The sequence below is a fragment of the Klebsiella sp. K5-306 genome, assembly GCF_051835185.1.
Taxonomy (GTDB): domain Bacteria; phylum Pseudomonadota; class Gammaproteobacteria; order Enterobacterales; family Enterobacteriaceae; genus Klebsiella; species Klebsiella oxytoca.
In genome coordinates this window covers 109,978-131,429 of sequence record NZ_JAIFJY010000003.1, presented here as the reverse complement: position 1 = coordinate 131,429, position 21,452 = coordinate 109,978, and the positions used below count along the sequence as shown (strand labels likewise).

22 protein-coding genes are annotated in these 21,452 nt (G+C 53.5%); 3 read left to right on the top strand and 19 right to left on the bottom strand.

The annotated features are described in order from the left end of the window. Positions 1-9: 9 nt before the first annotated feature. A complete protein-coding gene (locus tag K2184_RS06375) occupies positions 10-270 on the bottom strand; it encodes a hypothetical protein (RefSeq protein ID WP_439237743.1) in 261 nt (86 codons plus the stop codon). A 9-nt stretch (positions 271-279) separates the two neighbouring features. Next, positions 280-2,574, bottom strand: coding sequence for a hypothetical protein (locus K2184_RS06370; RefSeq protein WP_439237742.1), 2,295 nt, complete (start codon positions 2,572-2,574; stop codon positions 280-282). A gap of 156 nt (positions 2,575-2,730) precedes the next feature. Here K2184_RS06370 and K2184_RS06365 point away from each other — a divergent pair, with 156 nt between their 5' ends. Both K2184_RS06365 and K2184_RS06360 read left to right on the top strand, forming a co-directional pair. Continuing rightward, entirely contained in the window at positions 2,731-3,027 is a 297-nt protein-coding gene (locus K2184_RS06365; RefSeq protein ID WP_098992375.1) for a hypothetical protein, read from the top strand. 98 nt (positions 3,028-3,125) lie between these two features. Next, a complete protein-coding gene (locus tag K2184_RS06360) occupies positions 3,126-3,278 on the top strand; it encodes a transmembrane anchored protein (RefSeq protein ID WP_071787028.1) in 153 nt (50 codons plus the stop codon). Between the two features lie 34 nt (positions 3,279-3,312). Here K2184_RS06360 and K2184_RS06355 read toward each other — a convergent pair whose 3' ends face one another. The 17 genes from K2184_RS06355 to K2184_RS06275 all read right to left on the bottom strand — a co-directional run bounded on the left by K2184_RS06355 (position 3,313) and on the right by K2184_RS06275 (position 20,440). Further along, the gene (locus tag K2184_RS06355) at positions 3,313-3,609 is read right to left on the bottom strand and encodes a hypothetical protein (protein ID WP_032422374.1); all 297 of its coding nucleotides are present in this window, start codon (positions 3,607-3,609) and stop codon (positions 3,313-3,315) included. 198 nt (positions 3,610-3,807) lie between these two features. Then, the gene (locus tag K2184_RS06350) at positions 3,808-6,282 is read right to left on the bottom strand and encodes a hypothetical protein (protein WP_098992376.1); all 2,475 of its coding nucleotides are present in this window, start codon (positions 6,280-6,282) and stop codon (positions 3,808-3,810) included. 3 nt (positions 6,283-6,285) lie between these two features. Continuing rightward, positions 6,286-8,088, bottom strand: a complete 1,803-nt coding sequence (locus tag K2184_RS06345; protein WP_098992377.1) for a hypothetical protein — start codon at positions 8,086-8,088, stop codon at positions 6,286-6,288. Next, positions 8,085-10,898 (bottom strand): hypothetical protein, encoded by a 2,814-nt coding sequence (locus K2184_RS06340; RefSeq protein ID WP_098992378.1) that lies wholly within the window; start codon positions 10,896-10,898, stop codon positions 8,085-8,087. Before K2184_RS06340 ends, K2184_RS06345 begins: the two co-directional genes overlap by 4 nt. A 10-nt stretch (positions 10,899-10,908) precedes the next feature. Then, positions 10,909-11,448 carry a hypothetical protein gene (locus K2184_RS06335; RefSeq protein WP_219675370.1) on the bottom strand — a complete coding sequence of 180 codons (540 nt, stop codon included), beginning with the start codon at positions 11,446-11,448 and terminating at the stop codon, positions 10,909-10,911. A 1-nt stretch (position 11,449) separates the two neighbouring features. Continuing rightward, positions 11,450-11,914, bottom strand: a complete 465-nt coding sequence (locus tag K2184_RS06330) for a hypothetical protein (RefSeq protein WP_053064330.1) — start codon at positions 11,912-11,914, stop codon at positions 11,450-11,452. After that, positions 11,914-14,391: a hypothetical protein gene (locus K2184_RS06325; RefSeq protein WP_439237741.1), complete on the bottom strand. Its 2,478-nt coding sequence runs from the start codon at positions 14,389-14,391 to the stop codon at positions 11,914-11,916. The genes K2184_RS06330 and K2184_RS06325 overlap by 1 nt, the downstream gene beginning before the upstream one ends. Next, positions 14,391-14,996: a hypothetical protein gene (locus tag K2184_RS06320; RefSeq protein WP_098992381.1), complete on the bottom strand. Its 606-nt coding sequence runs from the start codon at positions 14,994-14,996 to the stop codon at positions 14,391-14,393. Before K2184_RS06320 ends, K2184_RS06325 begins: the two co-directional genes overlap by 1 nt. Further along, positions 14,996-15,319: a capsid staple protein gene (gene gp10, locus K2184_RS06315; protein WP_053064331.1), complete on the bottom strand. Its 324-nt coding sequence runs from the start codon at positions 15,317-15,319 to the stop codon at positions 14,996-14,998. Before gp10 ends, K2184_RS06320 begins: the two co-directional genes overlap by 1 nt. A 50-nt stretch (positions 15,320-15,369) precedes the next feature. Beyond that, positions 15,370-15,714: a hypothetical protein gene (locus tag K2184_RS06310; protein ID WP_098992382.1), complete on the bottom strand. Its 345-nt coding sequence runs from the start codon at positions 15,712-15,714 to the stop codon at positions 15,370-15,372. A gap of 10 nt (positions 15,715-15,724) precedes the next feature. Beyond that, positions 15,725-16,162, bottom strand: a complete 438-nt coding sequence (locus K2184_RS06305) for a Bbp16 family capsid cement protein (protein ID WP_439237738.1) — start codon at positions 16,160-16,162, stop codon at positions 15,725-15,727. 53 nt (positions 16,163-16,215) lie between these two features. Continuing rightward, positions 16,216-17,202 (bottom strand): major capsid protein, encoded by a 987-nt coding sequence (locus K2184_RS06300; RefSeq protein WP_439237737.1) that lies wholly within the window; start codon positions 17,200-17,202, stop codon positions 16,216-16,218. A 14-nt stretch (positions 17,203-17,216) separates the two neighbouring features. Next, the gene (locus tag K2184_RS06295) at positions 17,217-17,909 is read right to left on the bottom strand and encodes a peptidase (protein WP_053064333.1); all 693 of its coding nucleotides are present in this window, start codon (positions 17,907-17,909) and stop codon (positions 17,217-17,219) included. A gap of 11 nt (positions 17,910-17,920) precedes the next feature. Beyond that, on the bottom strand, positions 17,921-18,244 hold the full coding sequence (locus K2184_RS06290; RefSeq protein ID WP_439237736.1) for a phenylalanyl-tRNA synthetase subunit beta: 324 nt from the start codon (positions 18,242-18,244) through the stop codon (positions 17,921-17,923). Further along, positions 18,241-18,540 carry a Bbp19 family protein gene (locus K2184_RS06285; RefSeq protein WP_032715111.1) on the bottom strand — a complete coding sequence of 100 codons (300 nt, stop codon included), beginning with the start codon at positions 18,538-18,540 and terminating at the stop codon, positions 18,241-18,243. Before K2184_RS06285 ends, K2184_RS06290 begins: the two co-directional genes overlap by 4 nt. Continuing rightward, the gene (locus K2184_RS06280; protein ID WP_032745664.1) at positions 18,537-20,219 is read right to left on the bottom strand and encodes a portal protein; all 1,683 of its coding nucleotides are present in this window, start codon (positions 20,217-20,219) and stop codon (positions 18,537-18,539) included. The genes K2184_RS06285 and K2184_RS06280 overlap by 4 nt, the downstream gene beginning before the upstream one ends. A 14-nt stretch (positions 20,220-20,233) precedes the next feature. Further along, entirely contained in the window at positions 20,234-20,440 is a 207-nt protein-coding gene (locus K2184_RS06275) for a hypothetical protein (RefSeq protein WP_098992384.1), read from the bottom strand. A gap of 723 nt (positions 20,441-21,163) precedes the next feature. Here K2184_RS06275 and K2184_RS06270 point away from each other — a divergent pair. Next, positions 21,164-21,421, top strand: a complete 258-nt coding sequence (locus K2184_RS06270; RefSeq protein ID WP_206998745.1) for a hypothetical protein — start codon at positions 21,164-21,166, stop codon at positions 21,419-21,421. The last annotated feature ends 31 nt before the right edge of the window (positions 21,422-21,452 follow it).

Sequence of the window (21,452 nt, the reverse complement as noted above, 5' to 3'; positions counted from 1 at the left end):
GGGCTCTATTTATAGAGGACTATTTGATTTATCTTTCGCTAATAATGTTATATATGCCTCTAGTAAATAACTATCAATATCTTCTACCGATATATGTTTTTTTATTGATTCATTTTGGCCAGATACTTTCTTTGACCACAACTCCTCAGCTAAGCGAGCGTCAAGCTTTTCAATGGCATATGATGCTGACAATTCTGAATCATATTGCCCACCAATATAATCACCTTTGCTTTTAACTAAATAAAAGCCCTCGTAGCCTATGATCTCCATATATTTACCTTATGGAATAGTAGAAATTGCAAAAAAAGTAGCGCCTGCATCAGTAGTATTAACATACTCAACTCCCGTTCCTGATGGCATAGCGCCTATCCTTTGAGTCCTTTGTCCCACCATGTAGGCTCCAAATGTTGGCGGCGCCCAGAGGATAACAGTTGTAAAACTACATCCGCGAGTCACAAAAGCCCGGTCTCCTGTGTACGTAAACGATCCACCTTTAACTGATTCAAACTCAGCGTAGGCTCTTGATACAAGAGATACTGCATTAATATATCCCCCTTTAATGATTGCCCTGTGTTGAAATGCTCCGGAAAAGGTGCCAAGAATATTGCAGGACCTGAATTCAGTAGGTTTAGACACTTCGGTCGGGCCAGTTCCACTTACGTTTCCGTTAAACGTAGTCTGATCAAATACGACCCCTGACACCGCCGTGTTTGTCGAGTTATAGTTAGCATTTACGGTACATTTTTGTAACGTTACTCCAGAGGAGTTATAGTCCGGCGTGAAAGTATCAAAGGTGCAATTAAGGGCTAAAAATCCCGAGCCGCCGACTACTGCTAAACCATCTCCTGCTGTTCTTGTGACCCGGCAACCGATCATCGTTACGGAATACGATGGGTTGTAATATTTATAGAACGAAGACGATTTAATAACCCCGTTTTGTCCGAACGTACTTGAAACAACACTTGTCGCCAGATAAAAGCTGCTTACCTCGCTCTCATATAAATTTAATCTTACGGAAGGCGTCACGCTAACCGTTCCTGCTCCAGCATCTTCCGCAGCATCTAAAATCATTTGACCAATTGTAGTATTGGTTATATTTATATTTGTGTTTTGATATTTTAAACCAGACGGTAATCCTGTAGTGCCGTCATCCAACGTTAATATTTTTAGTCGCTCAGAGTGTATTGACCCTATCACTGACCTAATAATATTAATGTTCATCTGTTTGTGATACGCCTTTTCAACTTGAATTCTACCTATAAATAAACAGTTAGAAGTATCTCCATACGGGTTTAAGTCCAGTGCGTATAAAGATGTATTTCCACATAATTCGTAAGAAATGGATGCAACCGAGGTATCCCACCACGCATCGGCTCGCAGTCCGTGACCATTAAACCTAGTAGTGCGAATACTCCCGAAACTCATAAGTGAGCCTTTAATATAGATTCCGCTAAGCTCAGCATCACGATTATCTGACTCAACTAAAAGGTATCCTATGCATGTGAAATGTTTACACCGATTAGCCCCAAAAGGAGTATCAGGGTTTCCAAATGTTACTGCAAATTTACGCGAATGAAGAGCGGAGAACCCAACAGGGTTTACCAAAATCCTTCCTGTATAGTCAGTAATTATCCCGCGTAAATTGGTAAAATCGAGCGTTGCAGATACACGCCATGGCCCGCCACGCAGATCTAGAACCTTGCCGCTCGCAGCATTAATTGCTGCTTGCATTGCAACTGTATTATCAACCGTACTACTTCCTGATATAGCTCCATACATTTGCGGCGTTATGTAATTAATGGCATCCTGCACTTTTCCCGCCGGAGACAAACCGACCAACGAAGCGCCAAGCCCAGCCTGATTTGATGCTAGTTTTATCGCCAAATCTGCAGTTTCAGTCATGGAGAAGATTGGCACCGGTTTTCCTGAGCTATTCCACCCAAATAGCGAGTCTTTCCTGGCTGCTATAGCGGGGACCAAATCCACATCATTTTCTGGCACCCTGACTGTTCTGCGAAAATTTGCATCTATTTTCTGGTCAAGAACTATGTCTCCTTCCTTCCAGGCGTTCGTATTGTCAATGATCTGACCATCAACATAGTTCTTCGTCGCCGCGTCCTGTGCCTGTGACGGGTCACGCAGGTTACGAATGCGGTTGTTGAGTGCGTCGTAATAGTTCGCGATGAATGATGGCTTACGCAGGGCCAGGCGGAGAAAGCTGAAGCACTGCTGGATAAGCATGGTCAGCTTGTCGAACGCATCCTCATGCACCTCTGCGAAGAACTTCCCCTGGTTACGGAGGTCAGTCTCCTGGGTAACTGGCAGATCACGTGAGATAGAAATCTGCCATCCGTTGGCCAGCGGTGACATCAGCACAACATTCCCGCCAGAATAGGTACCCGCCCCGGTAACGGAGTAATCGGTATTCAGAGTCAGCACCGTAATATTTTCGTTAAGGTCGGCAACCTGGACGGTGAGATCTGACTTCTTGAAGATACGGAACGTGTACGGGAAAGATGTGGTAACGCCGTTCCCTGTGTAGTCGTTATGGTCGACTTCGGTTGAGACCGTCATATGAAATCTCCGGATATCGCAGCGCCCGGCGCGCCACACTGGAGATCATTCTATTACCCATCAAACCATATATGAATAAAACATATCGAAACGAGCAAAAACATTACCATTAAGGTAAACAAAAGAGCTCTGGAAAACTTTGTTACCTTTTGATATATGTATATATATACAGTGTTTATAGGAGTATTCCTAATGCCAGAGCGATACCAGTATCCTGTCGACGAAGGTTTTGCGGATCGTATTCACACCCCGGAAGGGGTCAGATCCCTGGTTGTAAAATCACAGCTGATGGAGTTGCTCAGGGAGATGGAGCGAGACGGCCACGATGTCAGCGGTGCGGCGGCGGAACTGGTGGCACTGGTTAACTATGTGACGAGCTCGCAGTTGTCGATGCGGGAGCTGCAAACACACTTGGACTTCTGCACAATGCAGTTGCGGCAGCATCTGAGATAACGGCAACTTACCAGACCATGAAGATTTTATGGATAAAAACCGAACATAATTCTACAATCCCATCGCCACATTAAGTGGTCTACACACGGTAAGTGAAAATGAAAAAAGTAATCGCTGTCCTGTTTGTTCTGATGTCTCTGGGTTCTGCTACACAGGCTTTTGCTGGTAACTGCCAGCATGATAGTGATACTGCTGCTGACGGCTCACGTTGCGGCGGGCGTTCTGCTGATTCTCGCCCCGGCGGTCAGTGATAAATAAGGCCGCTATCGCGGCCTTTGTGACATGTCACGCTCTTCTCCTGAAAGATAGCCATTCGAAGAACGAAGACATTCCTCCGCAGACAATAGCAAAAACCAGGCCACCAAAGAAAAGAAGCCCAGCCTGCCACCACTCCCATCGCCAAACATCCATAGCTCCTACCATTCCCACGATAGACCCAACCAGTGGTATGTAGCTAATGATGAATGCAATTGGCGCAGCTATTATCCAGTGCAAACCCCACCATGATTCCAGCCCAGCCATAATTGCCGCCAACTGAAAAAGCCCCACCACTATGTAAACGATAAAGCCAATAGCTTGCATGTAGTCACCTATTTATTCAGAAAAAATTAGAGGCTTACCTTGAATAAGGCTCGCCACAAGAATTATTCCCTGCATAACAAAAATAAACCAGCAGATAGCCTGCGCTGGGGGGCTAAGAAAATATTTGTATCAGTCAGCGAATAACAACCCACAAGAAACTATCACAGACAAAACAATTAAAAACAAGCTCCCCTCCCCTTATTCCGGCGTTACGTCCTGCGGTCGCCACCAGTATGTTTGATTGAATTCTTTCTTCGAACGCTGCTCCATCTTGCGCAGATAGCCAGGCGAGAAGTATTCCTGCAGCTGATTAAATATCATATGGTCAAGAGCTGCTTTTGCATACCATAGGTTGGCACCGGGGATAAGCCCCTTGCCGAGTTTAACCAGATCACCACCTGTCTGCTCCGGCTTTCCTTCAACGGCATTAAGCGGGATACCCTGAGCCAGCTTAACCACGTCATCAACCAGTCCGGCCACAGGCCCCAGCATTGAAGCCAGCGCACCGCCGCCATAACGGGTATGGTCAGAAAGAAGAAAATCACCATACAGGCCAAGGCCACCACCTTTCAGTAGTGCACCGAGCCAGAATTTACCAGCATCTTTTCCGGTCATCTCCCGTGGGTTACGCCCGGATGCCAGGTCGTTAAGTTGCTGAGACAGCGCGCCCAGCATCGTGGTGCTGGCGAGGAATGCGGCGATATAGGCAGCCCGGCCACCAGCGGAAGGCATCCCCATTGCACGCGTCCAGTGCCGCAAAACAACAGATATCGGGAACGATTTAAACAGGAAAACCGAGCGGGTTAACTCACCTTTCCATGTGCCGCGCTGCAACCCGCCACCGGTAAGCAGCTGCTCACGCGCGCCAGGCGTAATGACTGCCATGTCGACTTCTTCAGATACTGCTGCCAACAGCCGGCGCATGGCCTCAAACCTGACTCGCTCCGGCAGTCCTAAGTGCATAACAGCAGCATCAGGGATCCGCATAATACTTTCCGGCGTGAGCATCGTAGTGTTTCCGTTACCCCAGTCTTCCTGTTGCGCCAGTTTCCATACGCTGAAGTCCTGCTCAGTAATGCCCTTGCTCTTCAGTATGCGGAAATCGCTGTCATCAAGGCTTCTCAGATCCGGCGCCCGGCTGACCACTTCGCCAAGGCTGCCCATCATCGTCACGCCGTAGGCACGCTTGTGAGCATCGGTCCATGCTGTCAGGCCGCTGGCGCGCATTACCGCCGTTGCCGCCCAGCGGGAAACCGACGGTCCCATATTGTCCATCGCCCAGCGGTTAACGCTGCCGAGCAACGATTCCATAGCCAGCCCAGCGCGACGGGCGCGGGCAAGCTCCGTGCGGTTCGCCGGGTTCATGGCCTCAAGCTGGTTCATAAATAGTCGGTTCATCGGGATGTTCGCTACCTTCGCCGACATATACATCGTGCCCAGGTCAGAGAATGAAGCCAGCAGCGCGGAACCAAGTCGGCTCGCCACCATCCAGTTTCGGATGTTGTCCGACCATCGTGCGATGTGCGGATTAGCGATCGGCTGCGTCTTCCCGGCGATAAAGTTGTAAAGGTTCTCGGTACTGTTGGCCAGGCGCTTAATCCTGCCAGTACGCTCAGGGTTGGCAGTGGCCTGTTCAGCCGTAATCTCGTCCAGGATAGAGCGGAAAACGTGATCGGGGTTCGGGCCGTATGTTTCAACCAGCGCGATATCTTTGCTGATACCTTCAAGGTGCCCGACCATTACTTCCCACAGAGAGCGATCGCCATATTCTCGCTGATACTCAAGGTAGGAGTCTGCGTCTTTGAAGTGGATCTGACGGGATGCATTACCGCGATTAGAGCGCGCGCCGGAAATGCGCATGCCAGTATCGCTTAATTTGTTCAGCCCGCCGGTGGCTATGGTGTTGTATGCCTCGCCCAGGAAGGTTGTCAACTCAGCATCGCTCATCAACTGTCCGTCATCTTTGATGTAGTACTTGCGATCCAGTTTGCCGATGACGTCGCTAACCCACTTATCCTGCGGAACCCTGCCGACTTTCTCCATTGAGTGGTGCTGAGGGATGCCCCAATTTTCCAGGTAGCCGATATCACCACCAGCGTCATTGAAGCGCTGGCGCAGCAGTTCAGTAACGCCAGCCCATGCTTTTGCGCCCTTCTTAGCCCTGACGTTGCCAGTGTCCTGCCCGCGCATCTCGTAAACCAGATCGCGCACGCTGGCCTCGTCCTCAAACAGGTGGAAGAATCTCGGGTCTACCGCTTCAAATGCTTCCTGAATCTGGCTTAGTGCATAGTCGCGTGTGGCTTTGCCGCGTGATTCTACCGACAGGAAATTTGATTTCCCGTCAGCGTGAAAGGCGATGGTCCGGTTAAGCGCCTCAAGCTTGCCGTCTTTCCCCTGGTAGGTCTTTATGAAGGCGTCGAGCCGCTGCCTTGCTGCGATGGTGAGTGCCACGCGGCGCTTCTTCAGCGCAGCTTCGTTAGTGAGTTCGTTCGCTGCTAACTGCCCGGCTCGGCGCAGCCGTTCGGCGTCAGTCATCGCCCGCCACGAAGCCGGATCATTGCGGGCCAGTTGCCGCATGTTCCGGTAAATACGGTCTTCAATATTCTTGATTTCCTGCTGCGTGAGTCGGCGGCTTGCGGCCTGCTGCACGGCGTTAATACATTCCTGACGCATAATTTATCCTCTTAAGAAACACGCAACAGCGACATCAAAAAGTCTGGAGTCCCGCACTGCCTGCTCATTTTCACGTGCAGCATCATCAAGCACCTCACGCGCGCTTCTGGACTGTGGATTGCCGTCATCATCAAGAACGGTGATCATCATATCTGGCGATAATGCCAGTGACTCTTCAGCAGCCATCACATCAATGTCCTGCTGATTCTCTGCCGTTCTTGGCGATGGCGTGGTTTCTATGTCCCGGAGAGCCGCGTTAGGCTCCAGCGGTGCGACTTCATCGGCGGAGCGCACTTCTGCCGTGCGGAAAAATGAAAGAGCCTGAGCATCAAGCTCTGCCTCTGCTTGCTGCCTGCGGGCGATCTCTGCCCTTGCCTCGAAGAATTCGCCACCAGGCTCATGCGGAGCCAGTGCGTTACGAGAGAATTCCAGCCTCCCCTGTGCTTCGCTGATCCGCTGGTCTACATCCCTCAGTCTTGCCTGCTTGTCTGCGCGAGCACGGGACAGCGTTTTGCCGCTGCCAGCCGGCTGCTCTGCCAGTATCTGATTACGCTGCTCAGTGAGGTTGGTGATAATGCGTTCGCTGTTGGCTATTTCAGACTGATAAACCTTGCGGTCGCCACGCGGAAGAATTTGCGCAGCCTGATCCTCAAGCGTCCGCATTTCAAGAGCTCTGGCGGTTGCGCCCTCATCTGCCTGAGAAAGCATCTCATCCAGTGCCTGCGATATAATGCTGCGCCGCGTCGGTATGCTGGTGAACGCCGCTGGATCAACAATACTCGCCACATCAACCGATCGGCCTGCGCTGACATCCTGCATTGCCTGCCGTAGTGCCTGAGCATGCGCATCGCGTGACAGCACATTAACCGGGATGCCTGGAGCGATATCAAACTCAGCATGATGAGCAGCATTGGCTGCCAGCGCTGCATCGACGTCGGCAGGCATAAAATCAGGTGGGCGAACATTTTCACCACGCGAGTTTACGAACCGGCCAACACCGCCGAATGCCAGGCCGAGAACGGCATCGATCGCCATCGCCTGCTTATCGAACACGTCATACTGAGAGGCCATATCCTCATAGCCATTATCTCGCAGGATGGATGCTGTGCTGCCGCGCATAGCCATACCAAATGCGACGTTGGTACCTGCCGCATAAGCGATATCAGGCGCAGCGCGCGCAACGGCACCAGCGGCATTTCCAAGCGCCGATCGTGATAACTGAGCGCCGACACCTTCAGCCAGTGCGCCACCAGCACGCAGACCAAGGCTCATTGGTATTAGGGTTCCTGCACCAGCAGTGATGCCCTGCACCAGCCCTGCTTCCTGTGCCGTCCTGAAATCTACACCCTGCGCAGTAAGTCGCTCATACTCTGAAAACCCCTGCAGGGATGTCACTGCCGCCGCACCGCCGGCAGGGCCAGCAAGTAGTGAACCAACTACAGCCTGCCCACCCATATCGAACAGCCCATGCAGAACCTGCCCAGCAGTCCCTGTAGTGGCCGCGTCTGGTGTCAGGCGCTTAACTTGCTGCTGTGCCAGTTTTCTTTGCTCGGCAATGTATTCCGCAGACGTATCGTTTACTGAGGTGTTTTCGTTTACGAATTTAGCGATAGGTGAAACCAGCTTGTCCATGCCAGCCCAGAGTAACTGGTCTGGTTTAGCCACCAGACCAGAATAGAGGCCAGACAGGCCAGCGCCGACTGCATTATCGAAGAAGCCAATATCACTGTTGAAGCCAGCAGGATTCGACGCCGCATCATCCAGCTGTTGATTCTGGTTTGCCGAGTTAAGCCCGAAGTAACTCATTGAGGGATATCTCCAGAGAAGCGCTGACGATGCTGCGTGAGATCGATAACAACCGGTGTTCCGTCCTGTTTCAGAAGGTATCCGGTACCAAGTTTCACGAGATACTGGCTGTCGCCGTAGCTTTGCAGGCCGTACTGCCCAGGCGGAGCCTTAACGCCAGCACCGGTAACCTGCGTTTCCCATGCCTGATTAACCTCTTTATCGAACTGCTCAGAAGACATGCCCCACGGCAGGAGGACATTACCCATGCCGTTATAGTCATGCACGCCGCCAGTAGCGACGTTTATCGCCTGCTCCCAGACGTCAGAATCCAGCTCGCCAGAGAGATCGCCCTTCTGCGCCATTACTCCGGCGTAGTAGTCTTTCGCAACGTCATACGCCATAGATGCGCCCTGTGCGTCACCGGCAAATGCATCTTTAACGGTATTGCTGAACTCGAGCCGCATATCGTTTTCTTTCGGCATGGTAATGCCTTTGGCTTCTTTCGATCCTTTGCGTGCTGCGGCACCAGCCAGAATGGTTTGCGATGCGGTAGAGGGCGACACAGACACGTCAGGATTGAACCAGTTTTTCTCAGCAACCACGCCGCCAGGCTTGTCCATAAGAATTCCGGCAACAGCAGCAGACGGCGCATTCGCGCTGATTTGCTGAAGTGCTGCCATGTACGGCTTACCGCCGCCGGTGCTCTGCCTGATGGTGTCGAGATACGCAGACTGTTGTGACACTGGGGCATCGCGGAAAAATGTTCCGATTTGGTTGGCCTCTTCTTTAGAAAAGAAAGTTAACGGTGTACCGTATGATTTTGCCATCTCAGCAGCCTGAGATGCGCGCAGCGCAATGCTCTGACCAAAGTTATTTTGATTGGTCATATCAATAGGCTTGGCCTGCCCGGAGGCCAGGGAGAATTGCACAGGATCAGCCTGGCGCTGTTTAATTACCTGATTCGCCGCAGTAACAACATTGTCATAAAGCGCGGCTCGCGACGCATACCCTTCCCCGGTCTGTTCCGGCGTCGGCTCAAGTTGTTTGACGTAGGCGGTGATGCTGCTGGTCGGCATGTTGCGGAATGAGCCAATGTACTGCCCGGCGATCTGCGTATTTTTGAACTCAGTGTATCGCTGGTTTCCCTCCCGTACGCCGTAGGCAGCCATAAAATCAGCTTCGCCAGGCGGGTTTGGAAACTCAACGCCGCGCATGTAAGCCGCGGTCGCGTCTCGTACCTGTCCATCGATCGCGGTTCTGTACTCAGCCTGCTGCTGCCGGCGGATCTGGTCAGCCTGGCGCAGGAAAGTCGCCTGTGCTTCCGGAGACGCAGCATCGAATGCCGCATTTCCCGTGTAACGTTTATTGCTGCTTGGCAACTGAGAGAGGCCAAGCGCGGCGCTGACGCCGGTTGATAGCTGGTCAGGGCTATATGGTTGCGTGCCATTTTCATGTTTAATGATGGCGGCACAGAGAGCCTGCAGCGTATCAGGGTTTGATGCATCAAGCGGCTGGTTAGCAGTGACGCCGAGCTGCGCGCAAACCGCTTTGATGTATGCGGCCGTGTCGTTATTGTCAGACGGCGGCGCCCAGCGGTTAATGATCTCGCCAATGGTATCAATCCCCTGTCGCTGGTAGGATATGAGGTTGCGGCCCAGCGCGCGGATCCCATGTTCCGGAGTCTCGAATTTTGCAAACCGGCCATCACTACCCGTTTGGCCTACCCATGGATTTGATGAACTCGCTTCGAGGTTACCTGGGTTATTGTTGCGGATACCCCTGGCATCGCTGCTATCACCTTTCACATAATACTGATCTTGCTGCTCGTGCAACTTTTCTGCATATGCAGTCGCATCATCAGGATTATCAAATATTCCAAGGTGCTTTCCTGTTTTTTCATATAGCGCGATTGCTTCATCATCTGAAAGTAATTTACCGTCATCACTGACCGTTGGTATCAGGACTTCACCAGCATCTGTGCCTATGGAAATAGTTCTTACCGTGCTGATAGTACCATCTTCGTTTTTTACAGATGGTCGGTTGAATAAGTTAATGTTCCCCTGGGTAACCATTCCTTTCGTAGATGATGGCTCACCACCATAAGGGTTAACAGTAGCCCGCCGTGAACCGGCGACCGTATCGCTCAGCTCACCGTTGCTCTGAATGAATCCGATCGCGTTATTTGCTGACCACTGAGAAAGCGCGCCATCTGCGACCTTCTCTTTAAATTCTACCTTTTTGGCTTGTATCTGCTCGTCACTCCAGCCATGCGCTGCACCGAAGCTTTCTATTTGCTGAAACGCCTGCTGGTTAGCCAGAACATAGCTTCCATTATCGCCGTACATCGACGCCGCTGTTTTAGCGCCGGTGGTCAGCGTTGCCTGGAACTGCCCTTCTTCGTAGGCATTAAGCTGGCCGATCTCATGTCGACCGGCCTGCGATGTAAACTGAATGCGCTGCTGCTGCACCTGCTGCAGGAAACCCTGGCGGGCAGACTCCGGCAACTGCATCGCCAGCTCCTGCGCTTTTGCGTCAAACAGCTGCGTATACTCCTGCCCCTTGCCGAGGGCATTTTTACCCTGCAGGTTAAGCAGGCCATTCTGCGGGTTGGTCATCAGGTCGCTGGCTGTCTGCGTCAGTTGCAGGGATGCATCCTGCGACATTGCCACATCGGCGCGCTGTTTAGCCTGGCCGAATACGTCAAGCACCTGGCTACCCACATTCACCAGCGCATCGCTGATATTTGGCTGAGCGACGGCCTGAAATCCTCCGGTCTGCACGCCGCGGCTTTCAACCTGGCGACCGGTGACGGTTGGTACAACTGGCATAATTATCTCCTTATCGACCGGTTGGTGTGCCGACGGCAGCAGAGATTGGTGCAGCTTTACTCTGCGTGAATGGGCTCCAGGTACCGCCGAATGCCTGGTATGCGCCATACGCTTTCAGCGGTGCCGTGAGTAACGTTGTTGCCGCACCGATATTTCCCTGCTTACGTGCTGAACTGGCCTCTGCCTGATAGTTGGCCGCCTGCACCTGATAACCGTAAGCCTCACGCTGAGCGTTATTAACCGTCGTCAGAGCATCCAGCGTGCCGAACTGGGCAGTATCGCCGAAAATGTCCAGAGCGTTGCCAGAGGAAAGATCCGCGCCGGTCGCTCCCATGGTCGCCGCCTGTGTCCCGGCTGCCTGCCGGTTGCGGCGGCGCACCTCTTCTGCCTGGCTGTTTCCACGATTGATTGAATCCTGCGCCTGAGCTTCTGCGACATTTGCATTTTGTTGCGCTACTGCTGAGGCATATTTGCCGTTCTGGTACTGGCTAAGCGCCTGGACGCCACTCAGGGCAAGCACGGCGCCGCCAGCAATTACTGGATCGCACATATCACTTTCTCTCCATGTGGAAACGGTGAAACGGTAGCCCCTGCACGCCGTACGGCGCCGGGTCTTCCAGGGTAAAGCCAAGCCAGTGGAGCCACGCTTTGGCGACGTGGTTGCGAGCATCAACATAGTTTTCAAGATGCGGATAAGCGATCAGCATTGCACTGACCACCTTTCCGCAGCGGCGCAGGAAAGTACGCTGGTATTTTTCCAGATCATCCGTACCAACAAGCCATGGTAGGCCGGCGCCGCCAATCATAGATTTAGGCGCAACGCCGAAGACAGTTACCACCCGGCCATTGATCAGCCCGGCGCAACAGAATGTTGATGTACGTAAACCGCACTCCAGGACGCGGGCAGCACTCCAGCCATTGGTGGCGGCAAACTCTTCGATGTCGGCCAGGCGAACGCGGGGGATAATTTCAGCGATGTGCGCCGCGGTGGCCGGGACTATCTGAGCGTTAATCATCAAAAACCTCCCACGGTAATACGGGGGATCACCGCCAGCACAGAGAGGGGCAGCGGGTCTGTCTGACGGATTTTTACCCGACCGTTTTTATCCCAGTTGCTGTCGAGTTTGACCTCGACTTTACCTGTGGCGTCGTCAACCGGATCGTCGTAAAACTCAAATTCGCGCTGAGGGTATTCGTACCACTGGCCACCGGGCGTTGATGCCCAGATTCCGCGGCTGGCGTTCACCACTAACGTTACGGTATTGATAAGCTGTTTCTTATCGAGCAGCGTCTCCTTACCGTTAATATTGATGTCCAAGGTTTCAAACTGGGCGTTAATCGGCAGGCCGATGTGGACCACGGCGCCGGGATTTTCCAGCGTAACAGTGCCGCCGGTAACAACCTTCTGCGGTTCCACGCTGGCATCCGACAGGATATTGACGGTCTGCCCTTCGAGGTGATCGAGGCCTGCGAATACCTGCCGGGCCATATACCAGTTAGTGGTGGCGGTGTTGCGCAGGACAGGAGGAATATTCCGGTTTGCCGTCATGGTCACCGAGTTACCGCTTTCGACCGAAATGATGTCGCAACGCAGCTGCATGGCTACATCGCTGCCATCGTCCGGGTCGCTGCCGGTGTAGGGAAACTGGATCTGCGCGCCAACATCACCTGCAGTGAAATAGCTGCTGCCGCTCATCGTCAGGGTATACGGAACCTGATAACTCCAGTCGCCGCTGCCGCCGCTGATAGTTGCCGCCCGGCTGCCGGTATTGCGTCCGTCATAAGTCAGTCCACTATCGACAAAGAAAGCGTCAAGGTCATCGGTAAACTGGCGGCTCGCTAGCCGCTCGATGTAGCGTTTCGTCTGGCCGTTGATGGTGCGGTTAACCACGAAATAGATCGCGTCTTCGCTACCTTCGCTGATGCCGCACGTGCTTTCATACTTCCCGGCGCTGGATTGCGGAGACCAGGCGAAAACCTGCTGATCACGCAGATAGGTCAGCACCAGCAATTTGCCGTCGTCACGCACGCAAAACGCGCTGGAGAACGGGACAATACAAAATGCCCAGTCGACAATGCTGCGTTTCTGGAAAAGGTGATTGGCGAGGATAGTCAGGTCATTACCCTGGAAGCCGTCCACATCAAACGAGTAGGCCAGATCTCGCACCACGCTACCCTTTTCCTGGATAAAGAGCGCGATATTAGAAACGGCGATAGGCGGCACATCGCTGCTGCCATTTGAGCCCTGAGAACTCAGGGAGAACGCCGACGGCGTAAGCACCTTATTCTGGTCGCCGGTCACAACAAACTCACCGCCGGAAGTCAGAACAACCAGCGATCCAACATCGATAAGGTGGCGGATCTCGTTAACCTGCCGCCCGGCATAGGTATAAACAATCCGGTCATCATCCTGGATTGGGTTATTTTTGCCGAAGTCTTTATAGTCACCGGTGCGGCTGGCCCAGATTGTTTGCGGGTATGCAGGAGATGCAGCAAAGTACAGCCGCTGCTGGTAATAGACCACCGTCGCCGGGTAGCCATCCACACTGTTCCAGGCGTACCGCGCCCACTTATAGCTGGCCTTGTCGACGCCCACCGCATTTTCCGGCACTCGCGAAACAACATCTGCGGTTGCAGTAAGCCCGTCCCCGGCGACGGCAGTGATCCTTACAATGCCGAACCCGCTATGCAGATACTCCCATTGCACGCCGGTATCATCATCGCCGGTACCGCCCCAGCCATCCCAGGACATACCCTCTGTATGTGAGGGCCTCAGCGTTCCGGTTTTGCCTGCAGTATTGGCACGATAATAGTTACTGTCCGCGCGGCGAATATCGTCAATGCTTGTATCTTTGCTGGTCTCCCAGACGGGAACAGAATCGACCGCCGGCTGCTCGAGATAGAACAGCTTTCCGACTTGCTCAGCCCCGAATATGGCCGAGCTCGCAGTAAGGGTAATTGTCCCGGTGGTAGCGCTGGCATAAACGGTTACTGATTCGTCGACGTTGATATCTTCAAACGGGCCGTTGGTAGTCTGAACGTCAACGATCTGCCAGTTGTCATGCGCGTAACGGCGCAGCTCTTTAGGCGGGTAGGAAGGATGCACGATCGTCATTACGTCGGCGCTTTGCGTGAACTTCAGGCCGAAAACGTCACTATCGGCATACGGCGTTGCCAGTTCGTAAATTACATCGCCGGTGGTCAGCACCAGGCCGCCGTCTTTGATGACGCGCATGTAATTGTGGCCAAACTCCAGCGCATAGGTCTGCACCGTCGAAAACTGGAAAGGGATAAGGCGGCATTTGCGATCCGGGTATTTCGCCGCGGCGATGAACTGTGTGCCGGGTCGGTTCTCTACCCCGCCATACTGCCGGACGATAAAGTTATCGCACTTGCGCAGCGCCACCTGGTATTTAGCCATATCGATGCGGCCATACAATGATGGTGCAATCTCGCCACCAGAAAAGCTCGGTTGTATCCAGCTAACAGCCATCAGCACATCCTCGCGACGGTAAACGGATCGTCCGGCAACTGCGGCTCCTGCGATTCGTTCATGCTATGAGAGCCAGCACTGAGGATGATCTGGCTATACTTGCTCAGGGCGTTATTGCCGAGGTCGGCATTACCCGTGAGAACCATGTTAATAGCTGCGGCCAGGCGCCAGGATAGAGCCTCCTGAAAGATGGAGTCGAACATGTTCACGTCGGTGATGCGGGCAACATACCGAAGCCAGGCCTGCGGCAGATCGGTGTAAATCAGTCGCCCCGTGCCGGCGCTATCCGCGCCGACCACATACTGCACGCGCATAGCAGCTGTCGGATACCGTACGCCAGGCAGCGGGATCTCAATAATACGGAGGCAGTCAGTGGGATAGGTATACGCATAATCCCAGTCCTGCGGCGGGTTGTTGGTGTCAGCCAGCGCGATAGTCTTGGTCGCAAAATTCCAGTCAAAATCGGCCAGGACAGCATCACGAATCGACTCGTAATAAAGAGAGCACTGCCCGGCCTCCTTGCTGGCTTCCGTCAGGCTGTTAATGCTCCTGTTGTTGCCGATATTACTCAGCGCGCGGTTGCAGATCTCAATAACTGAGGCCATTATTCGCCCCCTTCACCGTAAAGAGTTTGTGCGGCCGTCTTCGGCGCCTCACCCGAAACAGGCGCCAGCGCCATATCGGTAATCTGCAGATCCGCGCTGCGGAAAGTGCCATCATCACCTTCACGGGCAGAAATGCCTTTGATCACCGCTTTGGCAGTAATCATCACTTCCGTCCCGACGTTTTGCGGCTGAGCATTAAGCTTGTTCAGCGTGTCGTTATTCAGGGTGATGCACAGCCCCCACGGATATTCGTCGCGGGTTTTAGTCTCGCCACTTTCATCCTGGTAACTGTCGGTGCCGGTTTTGAGATTGACCATTTCCATAGAACGCTCCTACAAGAAAGGGGCCTAAGCCCCTCGTTTTATTCCGAGGCTCAGACGCCTAAATCTTTTCGCTTCTCTGCGATTTTCTCGCGGAGCGTTTCTGCTTTGGTGTTGTGATGAGGTTTCTCGTTAAAGAGCAGTTCATACTCTTCGCGGAGCTTATCCAGATCATCATCAGGATCCGCATCGTTCAGCGGCTCAGAAACCGCCTTAACCGTTGCTGATGCCTTGCCTTTAGATTTGGCCTTTGCCTTGGCTTCCTTTGCCGCATCGTTCAGCGGCTCAAGAGCGCTGCCAGGCTCGCCGTCATATTCAACCTCTGAGCCTTCCGGCCACAGATTGTTGTTGATATGTGACAAGCGAAGAACGCGGTATTTTGCTTTTTCACCAGACATCGATTTGCCCTTAGCCTGTCACTTTGGAGCGGATCGGATACGGCGTGTTTGCATCCACATCCAGGTTAATACCGGAAGTGAACGCGCCAGCAGTAAGAGGGCCGGTTGCCACGGAATAGTTCACACGCAGATAGCGTAGAACGCCCGCCGGGACTTTCTCCGACACAATGCGCTTACCGGCAGTGAGTGCAGCCAGAGCCTGCGCACCGCTGTCATACAGCGTTGTCCAGGTGCTGTTGTCCGGACTGGTCTGCAATTGCACGTTTACAGTAGCAGCGCCAGCAGCGGTTGCGGTGGTGGTCACCAGCGCCCAGAATTCCAGCGGATAACCAATACCGATATCACGGCGGGTACCGTCGATTGGGCCAAGGTCGATCACATCAGTTGAAGCAGCAGTAGCCGTAACCGCCTGCGCTTCGGAGAACATCAACAGTTTGTCGAGGATCATCTTTGTCTCTCCAGTTAGCAGCCCGTCCCCGGGCCGCTGATTATTGTCAGGGGTTAAACCACGCGAGCTTCAGTTTCCAGCAGCGCATCGGTTTCGCGAATCGGCACACCGCGGAAGCTGGTCCACCATTCGCCTTCTGTCTCTTTAACGCTCAACGCCAGAGAGGCTTTATCCAGGGACTGGAGGTCAAGCGCCTGCGCCACGGTGCGGTTCATGTAGAAAACCGGTTTCCCCATGCCACGGTTAGGGATGCGGTGCAGTGCTTTCACCATCAGGCTTACGATGTTTGCGGCGGCCGCCGGATCAGACAGATCGCTCACATCGATGTTTGCGATGCGCACAACATAGCGCCAGTCGCGAAGAGTCAGACCGTTATCCCACTTATAGTGAGTGCGGTAGCCTTCATACTGGCCGCCATTGGCATCTTTAAGGGTCTGCTGGCCCTTATCTTCCATCTGCAGGCCAGCCTTTTGACCTTTCGGGAAGATGCCGTGAACCGTGTTTTCGCCCCATACAACGAGCCAGATTGAGGTGTTATCGGTTCCGGTGCCGCCAGCGTCGATGATGTTCTGCCTGTTGCCTGCTGACTTGCTGGAGTAGCGAGAAGACAGGCCCATGAACTGTTGCGGGTTAACGCTGGAATCACCATAGAAAAGCGTCTGCGCCATCTGCTGGTTCATGGCTTCAATGAAGGCGCGGTCTTCTGACAGGCGGAATTCGGCAGTATTGCCATTCAGATCTGCCAGTGATTTATCAATTTCCGCGTAGGTTTCCAGCATGCCAACGGCATCGGTTACCTGCACAGTCGTCGATTTGCTCGGCTGCACGCCGTAGTTCAGCAGGCGCCAGGTTGCTGACGGCAGGCCTGAGCGGATAGTGGTACGGTGACCGGTCGGCAGGTTGCCTTCAACGATCAGCATGTCCTGCAGGATTGGGTTGGTCTGGGAAAGGAGCTCGATAATTTTATCGACTTTCCCGTTCGGGTCGATGCGCTTGCCCCAGTCTGCCAGCGTCAGCGCAGTTAAGCCTTTAACAGCCATGGTTATATCCTCTCTTATTTGCCATAGAGCACTTCGGCAGCACTACGCTGGCCGCTTTCTTTGCCAGTAATAACGCCATCTTCCGACATCGCTTTACCGACCTTAATGAATGCCTTCACCAGCTCCGGATGGTTACCCAGTCCAGTGCCGTCCAGATATTCGCGAAGCTCGGGAGTACCGAACTGATCAAGTGCGCGCTGCGCTGCGCTGAGGTTTGCCGTCAGCTTGTCTCCGCCTACTTCCTTATCGGCCTTAACGTCAGCGGCCCACTGCTCGGTTTGCGCCTGCCAGGCTTCTGTCTGACGCTGCTGCACACCGGCCAGAATTTTTGGGTATGCATCCACCAGCTTCTGCGCCTGCTCATTGGTCAGGTTCAGTTCACGGGCAACCGGTTCGAAGTCCTTCAGCGCTTCTGCATCCAGCTCGACGCCTTCGCCTGCCTGAAATTCGTATTTCTCCGGCGCGCCTTCCGGTTTCTGTTCGTCTTTCTCTTCCGGTTTTTCGCCATCTTGTTTATCGGCCTTATCGTTCTGCTCTGCGCCTTCATCGGCAGGCTTTTCGCCTTCCTGTTGCGCAGGCTCTGATGCCGGAGTAGAGGTGTCGCCAGCAGGTGCTGCAGGTTCAGATGCCGCCGCCGGCGCCGTGCCACCATCAGCTGGTTGCTCATTGCAAAGGCGGCGATACAGCAGGCGCTCAAATAGATTCATTGGTTATCTCCTTAAACCGGGATCGTTTTGGCTTTCAGCTGCGCAAGAACAGCGTTCAGCGTTGTACGAAGCGCCGCAGCATCCGCAAGAAGCGCGTTGTACTTCGTCACCAGGTCGTTATGGTCTACAAGAAGTCCGGCAACATCGGTTGCAGCAGAAGCTGTATCTGCCGTTGCAGTGGCAGCCGCTGCCGCCGCAATAGAGGCGCCAAGCTTCACGCCGCCGTAATCAGTCGTTGTCGGCGCGCCAATTACCGCCGCCGCCGGATCGGGAACCTCGACAACCTGCGTTGCGCCATTCAGACGAACTACACGCTGGGTTTGTAACTGGCTCATTTGGTTTCCTCATTAGCCTCTGCGGCCATCTTCAGATACTGATCCGGGCAGTGCGCCATCACGCGCTGAAACAATGCCAGCGCCAGGTTGCGCTGCCCTTCGTTGAAAGCTGTAACCTGTGGGTCGCCGGCAAAGCAGGCAGAGAACACTTTTCCCTGCTCCAGAACAGCCCAGATAACCCGGCGGCCCTGCGCGCTATCCATGACGAAACGAATGTCGTCGATGTCGCGCTGTAGAAGGATTTCCTTCTTGCGTGCTGATTCAGCAGCTAACTGGTCATCATCAAAATCTGTCATTGCTGACCACCTGCAGGAGCGCCTGCTGCGTTAGAAAGTGCAGTGAGAACGCTAGGATCTGCGGTCTGCGCTTCGCTGAGTGTCTTGGCACCCTGCGCGGCGGCCATACCCATTGCCATCGCCTGCTGCTGCTGTTGCTGCTGCGCGCGCTGCTGGCGAATCTGCTCAACCTGCTCTTGCGGTACGATGACCGTCGGAGATACGCCGGACATTTCAGCGAAGGCATCGATAGCCTGATCAACATCAAGCTTGTCGAGTGCCTCAGGCTTGGCCTGTGCAAGCTGGCCAATAAAGCCAACGGTGGATGACAGACTGGATAGCCCGATAGATTTCTGCGCCTGCGCCATAACGGAGATGTATTCGATGCGCAGCGGCATACCCTGCAGGACGTCCGGCGGCGGCGGGAGGAGGTTTTTACGCGCCATGATGGAGAAGGTGCGATCGATAAGCGGGTTCAGGCATTCATCGTTCAGACGCTCCAGCACCGGGCCCAGCATCAACAGCTTCTCTTCTTTCATCTCGATCACTGCTTCAACCGGCATCGAGCGGGTATTGATGTTCTGCAACATCATGAAGAGGTCGACAAAGTAGGCGCTGTTGATGATCTGCCGGGTATCCTGGATATCGGCGAGCAGGTCGGCGGTATTCGGGTTAACCAGATAGGCTGGCTTAAACCCGTCCTGGCCGGTGACCTGATCGATGTAGGTGATATCGCCAGGCAAAAGAGAAACGCGCTGATTCTTAAGCGATGACGGACCAACCATCGGCGGGTTTGTCGCTTTGTCGATGAGTTGGCTTTTGCGTTTCTGCTCCAGTTGCAGGGCCTTAACCTGCCCCAGCGCAATCATGCCCGGGCAGGAAGAGCCGTAAACGTCCTCGCCGTTGACTTCCCAGCGCGGCGCCATAATGGGGAATTCATCGAAACCTGACTCACGCAGCACTTTGTCGCTGTCGCCGCCAACCTCGTAATAAACCGATTTGACCGGCTTATTTTTGCTGTTGAGCTTGGCAGTATCTCGGTCAATGTTCGGATAAACGGCGTGAATTACCTCGATCCAGCTTTCGTAACTCCCGGCATCCCAGAGACTTTTCACCGAGGTGCTGACATTCTTCATGCCGAATTCCATCACCAGTTGACGCACAGTCATGGAGAACTTACGGAAGTTGGTATCAACGCTGCCGCGTGCGGAGTTAGCCATGTAGTAACTGCCGATCGGGAACATCATCGTGCGGATAACATCGCTGTCATCTTCAAGGACGGCCATCGCGCCTGTGCTGTAATTCCCCAGGCTGGCGTAAAGCAGCGGTAAAGACTGATAAAGATTCGACTTGTTGAACACTTCATTCATGCGGCGCTGGACAACTTCAAGCCAGAGCTTGACCGGGCCATAGTCCATCATGTCAGGGTCAGGCGTTGCCAGCTTGAACCACGGGCGCGCCGGTGAAGTGATCCCCGACATCATGCCGCTTGATAGCGTGCGGGCTGCAAGTGTGGCGGTGGGGTCAACAATTTTCGTATTGCGGCGGTCATCGCGGTTTACATCGGTGACAAGGAAACGGGAACCACGCGGATTGATGAAGTCGCTCAGTTCGCGCCAGTGCGGTTCGAACGATGAACGATCATTGGTGAGTTGAGCCTGCTGTTTTTGCAGTTGCTCTTTCAGGGTTTCCGCTGCCATTCCCCGCGCTCCTGTTACTGGCCGAGCAGCGTTTTACCGCTGGTATTGGCTGTTGAGGTGTCACCCTGGGCACCAGTGAGCAGAGTCGATGCTCTGCCTGCGGCGGCACGGCGGCGGCGGATTTCTTCATCACGGGAATCGACTACGGCCTGATCCTGCTCCTGCGGTGCTGCCTGAATCTCCGGCGCTGCGGGTACAGATGGCGAACTTCCGATGCACATAGCGATGCTCCATACGCGTTTAAATTATTACCAATTTAATCACATATGATTTATTTAGCGTAGTGTATTGACTTTATGAGATGCAATTATTACCTTTAAGGTAATTAAACGGTGTATGGCACATGCATCGTGGCATTTATGCCGAAGCGGTCCGGCGGGGTTCCTTGATATTCCTATCCCCGAGCGGGTAGCCGGAATGTGCAAGCCAGTGAACGGTATGCACTGACAAGGGATTCACCATCCCGGCGATACGGTGTGACACCTCGGAAGAGACGAGGATGCAACAGGTAAGAGAATTGGACGTTATCGGGCTGTTCCACCCAGCATAATGTCGAGCCAAACCAGTTCTCTTTCCGTTGTGGTGAATGCGCAGGCTGATGCGCTAACTTGAGTGGGATGCGGTATTTTACCGTGATTCCGGGGATTAACTGGCCCGGATGCGTAGCCGAAGGGATGCGCCCACACGACACTAGGAATCGGCAAGCCGGAGATCAGCACCGGCCACCACAACCCAATCACGCCTCAGGACCGTGATGCAGTACCAGTGTGATGCAGTCTTGGCGGTGGCAGTAGTTCTCCCACTTACTGACCACCGCCCTTTTTACAGCAGGACGCCATTGCGATGACTTCATGCTGTAAACCCTGTGACACCCAGCCAAGGATGGAACCCCTCATTGCTTCCATTTCGCCCGGTTCGCCGGGCATTTTTTTAAGGTGAAAATCATGAATGAATGTTTATTAGAAATGCCGAAATACCAGTGCCATAAAAAAGTATGGGCGCTAAAGATTCAGCAGGTTTATTCTGTTGGCACTCAAAACTTCATCGTTCCAGCCGATTACGGATATGATGATTTTCCTGTTTCTCAGGAATACATTGATAAGCACAAACCACAGGAAGGCGGTTATTACGTTCAGTATGAAGATGGCTACGAATCATACAGTCCGGCAGAAGCATTTGAATCTGGTTATTCGCGCATTTAACACCGTGACATGTCACAATAGCCCGCCGATG